Genomic DNA, 4,764 nt, shown 5'->3' with positions numbered 1-4,764 from the left:
CCCGGGTAAACGGATAACATACATCGCCGCGAGGCCGATCAAGAGGAAACCCAAGAAAGGCACGGCCAATGCGATCCCGGAAAGATCCATATGCCAATACAACGTCAACGACGCGAAGACCGCCCCGAAGAAACTCATGATGAGCGCACCCCAAGCCCCCACTGATATCCTCCATATAGCTCCGTAACGGCAGAGTAAGTCTGGCACATGAATTAGTCGAGATAATTAGAGTAGAAGGTGAAGCCAACACCTTTCCTGATTAGACAGCTATCCAGACAGCCGGAATTTTCTCAAAGGGGTTAGGTTCGAGAAACGCTGCCGTAATGAACGTCAGCTATCATATGAGTGCCACCTGTTAGCCGACCTTCAGCTTACCCCCCCTTACCGTCATCCCGACATAGCATTGTCTCAGGAGTTTCTGCATGCCTGAGGGCAGTGTCCCCTCCCCGCTCTTTCTCCTGCGCCCCGGTACGCCGGAGCACGCCGATTTACGCCTGCGTACGGAGCAGTTGGTTGCGGGTATCATGGACCCCGATTTGAACCTACCGGCGTTAAACCCTTGAAATAATGAGGAATTTGATAGGCGTGTCGTGTTGGGCGCAACAAAAAACCCCGCCAAGTCAGGGACTTAGCGGGGTTTTGAGGGTGTTTCTGGTTGCGGGGGCAGGATTGGTTCTCAACTTGCGGCAACCGCAAGTTGAGAACGAAGCGGGTCTAATAGGCTGTTTTAATGAACTTTTTTCGGCACACGCATGACCTCTTACTGAAATAAATGCCCCCTACCCTCATAAAGCGTAAAGCTTATGCATCCAGAACGATGTCCGCTTCCGCCTCTTTTCGGACATATTTTACCTTTCCCCCATACGTCGAAAGCGGACGTCCCCTCGCAGCCCGGCATCACTAGCTATGCGTCGCCTCGCCGATCACGTTGCGGCTGGCACCGATGTAACAGCCTGAGGCGAGGGAGAGGCAGCCGGGATAGTAGCGCTTGTTCGTGAGGTTCTGCGCAGTGATCCAGTGCGCATGATCCACAATAGGGCTTCGAGGAACATGCAATTGTCATATCCAGATGAACCCCGCGTGCGCTGGTCGCCGATGATGTGGGGCGTTATCCGCTCTCACTGCTCATCGTTGAGTATCAGACGATCCAGAACACCCATCGCTGCCTCCAAAAGACAGCCTTGAATCACATCATGGGCGTCAAGGGAATCCTTAAGAGTCCACACATCCTAGAAAAAGCAATAATCCAGCATCGGTAAAGGCATCACAGACCGACTGCTATGATCCCGGTCAGTACGACGACAGCCCCAGTAATCCGGCGCGCGAGATGGCCCTCGTGAAAGAGCCAGCATGCGAGAAGAGAACCTATAACGATCGACGATTCACGCAGGGGGGCGACGAGCGCCACAGGCGCCGTTTGCATGGCGCTGAGTATGAGGATGTAGGCCAGAGGGGAAAGCACGGCGACAATAAGAATCGGCATAAAGTTTGCGCGGATAGCAGTCGGGATCTGATGACGCCGACGCAGTGCGCTTGGCGTTAGCAATATGCCCTGTAGTAGCAGCGTGCCGGTGTAATAACTTATTGGTGCGAGATGCAGCGAATTTACTGAATAACTGTCCCAGAGAGTGTAGCCAGCAATGGTCGCGCCGGTCGCAGCACCCCATAATGCACCCTGAAGCGGGTGATGACTTGCGCGCCTGAACGGATTCCCTGTGACAACGAGGATTCCTGCGATGATCAGGAAAGCGCCAAGCATCGCGACTGCAGTAAGGTGTTCTCCCATCAGAAGAACCGCGAAGAGCATCGTCAGCAATGGCCCCGTACCGCGTGCTACCGGATAGACTACGCCCAGCTCTGCGCGGTCATATCCGACCTGCAGGATCAGGGAATATGCGATATGGAGTACCGCCGAGACGGCCGCGCCGGAGGCAAGCCGCCAGTCGAGCACCTGTTGCCCCTGAGTTACGAGTGCCCAGATTGGCACACAGAGCAACGCCGAGATGCCGGTATAGGCCCAGACGAACAGCAACGTATCACCGCGCTTATATTTCGAAGCCAAGTTCCACATTGCATGGGCGACCGCCGCAACGAGAATTATTTCAACTGTGCCCAGCTTCATCAAGCGAGATCGGGCAGGTCGATGCCGGCTCGCTCCGCTCTTCTACTACGCTCCGGATCGCGTAAGGCAAGTGCTGCGGCCAGTGCATCGATGACGACGAGCTGGGCCAGTCGGCTGCCGGCGGCGGCCATCTGTGCCGGCAGGGGTGCGCCACCGACGACCAGTGCGATGTCTGCAAGGGCCGCCAATGGTGCGCCATACTGATTGGTCAGCGCGATGAGCGATGCTCCGGCGGCAGAAGCTGCATCGGCGACAGCGAGCGTCGTTGGCGTGCGGCCCGTCGAACTGACAGCGATAACGACGTCGTCCGGGCCAAGCAGGCGCGTGGCAATCATCGCTGACAAATAATCCGGGATGCCGATGGTCGTCACGCCAAGTGCGCGCAGGCGGAACACCGCGTCGGCGGCAACCGTCGCTGACGGACCCGCGCCAAAGGCGATCACCTGGCGGGCACCCTGGATAGAGGCCACTGCCTTGTCGAGCGCAGTGGTGTCTACGGCTCCACCGAGCGCAGTCAGAGCGTCGGTGCCCGCACGAATGGAGATTTCGAGCACGGTGGCGGTCGTCGCATCCGCAGTGAGTGTTTCAGAAGGAGCGAAGAATTCGGCAGTGCCACGAGCGCGAGCGATCTCAATCTTGAGTTCCGTGAAGCCGCCGAACCCGATTGCACGCGCGGCGCGGATGACGCTTGGTGCTGAGACGCCAGCTCGAGCGGCTACCTGCGCAGTCGTGCTGGTGCCGACGAACAAGGGGTCAGTGAGCAGGAGTGCGACCACCTTTTCCTCGCTGGCAGCGAGACCACCACTTCGTGCCTGAATGCTGCCAAGCCATTGGCCCAGCCGCCCCGCAGAATCCGAAATTTTATTACATCCGTCGATCATGATGTGTAATACATTACAAAGCACGCATCGAGCGCACAAGCTCCATGTGCGCAAATGTATTGCGTATGAGCCGAAGGTGTCGCCAGGGAGGTCGTTTTCATGAATACGGATAGGAATACCGCTGTGGCTGTCATAGGCCCCGGGGCTATCGGCACCGTAATCGCGGCGGCGCTGTACGAAGCTGGCCACACTCCGGTGTTATGTGGCCGCACACCGCGCGAGCATCTGACTCTCCAGGATAACGATCGTCTCATCACCGTTCCCGGTCCGGTAAGGACTGACCCCAGACAAATCGATCGGGGCGCTGACCTCGTCTTCCTGGCGGTCAAGGACACGCAAACCGAGGCGGCGGCGGAATGGCTGTCAGTGCTGTGTCGCCCAAAAACCGTCGTGTGCGTGCTGCAAAACGGAGTGGAACAGGTTGAGCACGTTGGGCCACACTGTCCGCATGCGCAGGTCATACCTGCCGTTGTGTGGTTTCCTGTTCAGGCGCAGTCCGATGGCTCGGTGCGCTTGCGTGGGGACGTGCTTCTTACCCTGCCAGACATGTCAGCTTCACACCTCGTTGTCGAGGCGTTGCAGGGCACCCGCTGTTCCGTAGAATTGGCCGGGGATTTCCTCTCCCAGTCCTGGCGCAAGCTGCTGCAAAACGCGGCTGCAGGCCTCATGGCACTTACGCATCGGCGTTCAGGCATGTTCCGCCGGTCTGACAGCGCCGCGCTGACACTTGCCTATCTGCGGGAATGCCTGGCCGTGGCTCGCGCCGAGGGCGCTGAACTTGGTGACGAGGTGCCTCAGGCGATCCTCGACAAGTTTCAGGCATCTCCTTCTGACATGAGCACTTCCATTCTTACGGACCGTGAAGCGGGTCGGCCCCTTGAATGGGATATCCGCAACGGTGTCGTCCTGCGTCGAGGTCGCGCCCACGGCATCCCGACGCCGATCAGCGATGTCATTGTGCCACTCCTCGCGGCTGCAAGCGATGGTCCAGGCTAATTCCGCCACAGGAACGATCGAAGAATTATTGTTGAAATCCCAGCCACCCGATTTTGAGGGCTGCGCATGATGACGAACGGGCCCGCGTTATGACTTTAGCTTTGCGTGTTTTGGGATGAGTAAGTCCGCCTGTTTTTTTGGCGGCAGAGATATGAGTATGTCTCCAGCGAGTTTTAGTGCAATCAGCAGGCTCACTGAGGAAGCACGCGCTCGCCTTGATGCCCGGTTTTCCAGTTTTTATCCAAGAGCTGACTTTCCGGTCTCCCCCCCTAATGTGCCTGTCGACTAACAGGTGCAGCAGCAGGCAGGCGGCCGTCGTCTTCTTATCAGACGAACGGCTGGCCGGGGAAAAGCTCAAGCTGTAGTTGGCGTCTTGCGCTTTGCCAGCCAATCGCGACGTATCGCCATGCCTGACGCAAGCCACACCGCTCCTGCGGCCATAAGGCCAGAGACCTCGCCGCCCATAGGTGCTCCCATCACGAAGCCGGCGGTCGCGGCAACAATCAAAGCTGCTCCCAGAACATAGAACGGATGGAAGCCCGCAGCAAAAGCAATGGGAAGGAAGTGAAGCCCGACAACCAGGGCCATTGAAGGCAGGAGAAGTTCTGGCCGATGCAGATTTATGACAATGTTGGAGGCGAGGAAAAGGCCAATGCCTTCACCGATGCTACTCCACATAATGGCACGTTCTTCTTTCGGAGTAGGTTTGATTCCATCCCCGGGTAAACGGATAACATACATCGCCGCGAGGCCGATCAAGAGGAA

Annotated in this window: 5 protein-coding genes and 1 pseudogene; 2 read left to right on the top strand and 4 right to left on the bottom strand. The window is 57.7% G+C overall.

The genetic code is table 11. The features are described 5' to 3' along the window. Positions 1 to 422: 422 nt before the first annotated feature. On the top strand, positions 423 to 563 hold the full coding sequence (locus HK28_RS14050) for a hypothetical protein (RefSeq protein WP_158093464.1): 141 nt from the start codon (positions 423 to 425) through the stop codon (positions 561 to 563). Positions 564 to 1,010: 447 nt separating this feature from the next. Here HK28_RS14050 and HK28_RS11810 read toward each other — a convergent pair. The 3 genes and pseudogenes from HK28_RS11810 to HK28_RS11800 form a co-directional block, all read right to left on the bottom strand. Continuing rightward, a pseudogene (locus HK28_RS11810) lies at positions 1,011 to 1,112 on the bottom strand (IS5/IS1182 family transposase); the annotation flags it as partial. A 152-nt stretch (positions 1,113 to 1,264) separates the two neighbouring features. Further along, positions 1,265 to 2,122, bottom strand: coding sequence for a DMT family transporter (locus HK28_RS11805; RefSeq protein WP_086644758.1), 858 nt, complete (start codon positions 2,120 to 2,122; stop codon positions 1,265 to 1,267). Then, positions 2,122 to 3,003, bottom strand: coding sequence for a MurR/RpiR family transcriptional regulator (locus HK28_RS11800; protein WP_086644757.1), 882 nt, complete (start codon positions 3,001 to 3,003; stop codon positions 2,122 to 2,124). The genes HK28_RS11805 and HK28_RS11800 overlap by 1 nt, the downstream gene beginning before the upstream one ends. Positions 3,004 to 3,102: 99 nt before the next feature. Here HK28_RS11800 and HK28_RS11795 point away from each other — a divergent pair, with 99 nt between their 5' ends. After that, a complete protein-coding gene (locus HK28_RS11795; RefSeq protein ID WP_086644756.1) occupies positions 3,103 to 3,999 on the top strand; it encodes an oxidoreductase in 897 nt (298 codons plus the stop codon). Between the two features lie 354 nt (positions 4,000 to 4,353). Here HK28_RS11795 and HK28_RS11790 read toward each other — a convergent pair. Then, on the bottom strand, positions 4,354 to 4,764 hold a 411-nt coding region (locus tag HK28_RS11790), incomplete at its 5' end, for a hypothetical protein (RefSeq protein ID WP_086644755.1).

Origin of the sequence: Acetobacter sp. DsW_063 (assembly GCF_002153745.1) — a bacterium.
GTDB lineage: Bacteria > Pseudomonadota > Alphaproteobacteria > Acetobacterales > Acetobacteraceae > Acetobacter.
The sequence above is the reverse complement of the archived record's forward strand: the minus strand, read 5'-3'. Positions and strand labels throughout refer to the sequence as shown.

What these genes read in the sequence shown, in the direction of transcription:
- HK28_RS11800 (WP_086644757.1), bottom strand. Translation starts at nt 3,003, where the DNA reads ATGATCGACGGATGTAATAAAATTTCGGATTCTGCGGGGCGGCTGGGC.
- HK28_RS11795 (WP_086644756.1), top strand. Translation starts at nt 3,103, where the DNA reads ATGAATACGGATAGGAATACCGCTGTGGCTGTCATAGGCCCCGGGGCT.
- HK28_RS14050 (WP_158093464.1), top strand. Translation starts at nt 423, where the DNA reads ATGCCTGAGGGCAGTGTCCCCTCCCCGCTCTTTCTCCTGCGCCCCGGT.
- HK28_RS11805 (WP_086644758.1), bottom strand. Translation starts at nt 2,122, where the DNA reads ATGAAGCTGGGCACAGTTGAAATAATTCTCGTTGCGGCGGTCGCCCAT.